This window comes from Curtobacterium sp. A7_M15, from assembly GCF_030705415.1.
Taxonomy (GTDB): Bacteria; Actinomycetota; Actinomycetes; order Actinomycetales; family Microbacteriaceae; genus Curtobacterium.
Window position 1 is genome coordinate 1 of the sequence record NZ_JAUZED010000217.1, and the last position, 1,840, is coordinate 1,840.

The following is a 1,840-nucleotide window of genomic DNA, read 5'->3' on the forward strand; positions in this document are numbered from 1 at the left end:
GCCCCGTCTCTCCGGGGCGCAATGACCACAGTGGGGCGCGGCGCAGCCCGCGCACCGCACTGAGGGCTCACGCGGTCCGCGCCCCGCGTCCAGCCCGGGTACAGCCGGACGGGAGGCACGTCTCGGCACCGACCCGCGCCTCCTGTCAGGCCGTCGGCGCGTCCACCGCCCCACCGAACCGTCGGTCGCGGCGTGCGTACTGCTCGATCGCTCCCCACAGGTCGGTGCGACGGAAGTCCGGCCACAGCCGGTCGAGGAACACCATCTCGGCGTACGCCGACTGCCACAGCATGAAGTTGGACGTCCGCTGCTCCCCCGAACTCCGGAGGAAGAGGTCCACGTCCGGCAGCTCCGGCACGTACAGCCGCTTCGCCAGGGCCTTCTCGGTGACCTGGCTCGGCTTGAGGCGTCCGGCAGCGACGTCCTCGGCCATGCCCCGGACCGCGTCGACGATCTCGTTCCGACCGCCGTAGTTGACGCACATCGTTAGGGTGCAGACATCGTTGTCGGCGGTCATGCGCTCGGCGGTCTGCAGCTCGTCGATGACGCTGCGCCACAGTCTCGGCCGTCGCCCGGCCCACCGGATCCGCACGCCCCACGCGTCGAGCTGGTCGCGGCGGCGGTGCAGGACCTCGCGGTTGAAGCCCATCAGGAAGCGGACCTCGTCGGGTGAGCGCTTCCAGTTCTCGGTCGAGAACGCGTACGCCGACACGTGCTTGACGCCGATCTGCACGGCACCCGCGACCACGTCGAGCAGCGATGCCTCGCCGGCGCGGTGCCCCTCGACGCGCGTGAGCCCGCGCTGGTTCGCCCAGCGCCCGTTGCCGTCCATCACGATCGCGACGTGCTCCGGCACGAACTGCGGCGGGATCGCCGGAGGGCGCTCACCCGTCCAGTCGACGGGCTTCAGCGGCTCGGACTCGGCGTACCGGCGAGGGCTCATGCAGGGGTTCCTCCGTGGTCGGACACGTGATCGATCGGCTCCGGCAGTGTGGGCGCCGGGGTCGCGGCGACCGCGGCCGGCACGCCACCCGGGGTCGGTGCGACCGGGGACGGGTGCTCGGTGCGGTCCACGTGGGGCAGCGACCGGAGCGATCGTTCCAGGTGCCACTGGGCGTACGCCGCCACCACGCCGGAGGCCCGGGAGCGCGTCCGCTCGTCCGACGCGTCCACCGTCCGCCAGTCGCCGGCGAGCAACGACCCCAGGAGCCGCAGGGTGTCCGAGTCGAGTCGCGGAGTCCCCGGGGGTGCGGCGTGGTCCGCCACCACGCCCCCGAGTTGGACGACGAACGCCGAGTGCGGTCCGGGCTCGCCGGTGACCGCGCAGTCGCGGAACGAGGGCGCCCACCCCGCGATGCTCATCGCACGCAACAGGTAGGAGTCGAGCGTCGCACTGACCACGTGTTCCCCGCGGGCGAGGGAGCGGAGGGCCCCGACGAGGAGCAGGTACTGCTGCAGTCCGGCGTCCGCTTCGCTCAGGCGGTCGGCGGTCTCCACCATGGCGCTGGCGGCGGTGTACGCCCCGTAGTCGGCGACGATCTGCGCACCGTACGACCCGAGCGACTCGGCCTGGGTGACGATGTCGAGCGAGCGGCCCTCGTAGAACTGGGCGTCGACGACCATGAACGGCTCGAGCCGGGACCCGAACTTCGACGCGGTCCGCCGGACGCCCTTCGCGACGGCGCGGATCTTGCCGTGCTGCCGGCTGAGCATGGTGACGATGCGGTCGGCTTCTCCGAGCTTGTGGGTGCGCAACACGACGCACTCGTCCCGGTACAGCGGCATTGGTCCAGTATCCCCCGCGCCACCGACGCTCCGCGCCTGCCGAGGCGCCGCGCCT

General features: G+C 72.3%; 2 protein-coding genes. Both read right to left on the minus strand.

The genetic code is table 11. The features are described from left to right. Positions 1–145: 145 nt before the first annotated feature. A complete protein-coding gene (locus Q7F20_RS18510) occupies positions 146–943 on the minus strand; it encodes an isoprenyl transferase (protein ID WP_305741521.1) in 798 nt (265 codons plus the stop codon). Then, entirely contained in the window at positions 940–1,785 is an 846-nt protein-coding gene (recO, locus tag Q7F20_RS18515; protein WP_305741522.1) for a DNA repair protein RecO, read from the minus strand. The genes Q7F20_RS18510 and recO overlap by 4 nt, the downstream gene beginning before the upstream one ends. Between the last annotated feature and the right edge of the window lie 55 nt (positions 1,786–1,840).

Coding starts and splice junctions, on each gene's coding strand:
- recO (WP_305741522.1), bottom strand. CDS start 1,785: ATGCCGCTGTACCGGGACGAGTGCGTCGTGTTGCGCACCCACAAGCTC.
- Q7F20_RS18510 (WP_305741521.1), bottom strand. CDS start 943: ATGAGCCCTCGCCGGTACGCCGAGTCCGAGCCGCTGAAGCCCGTCGAC.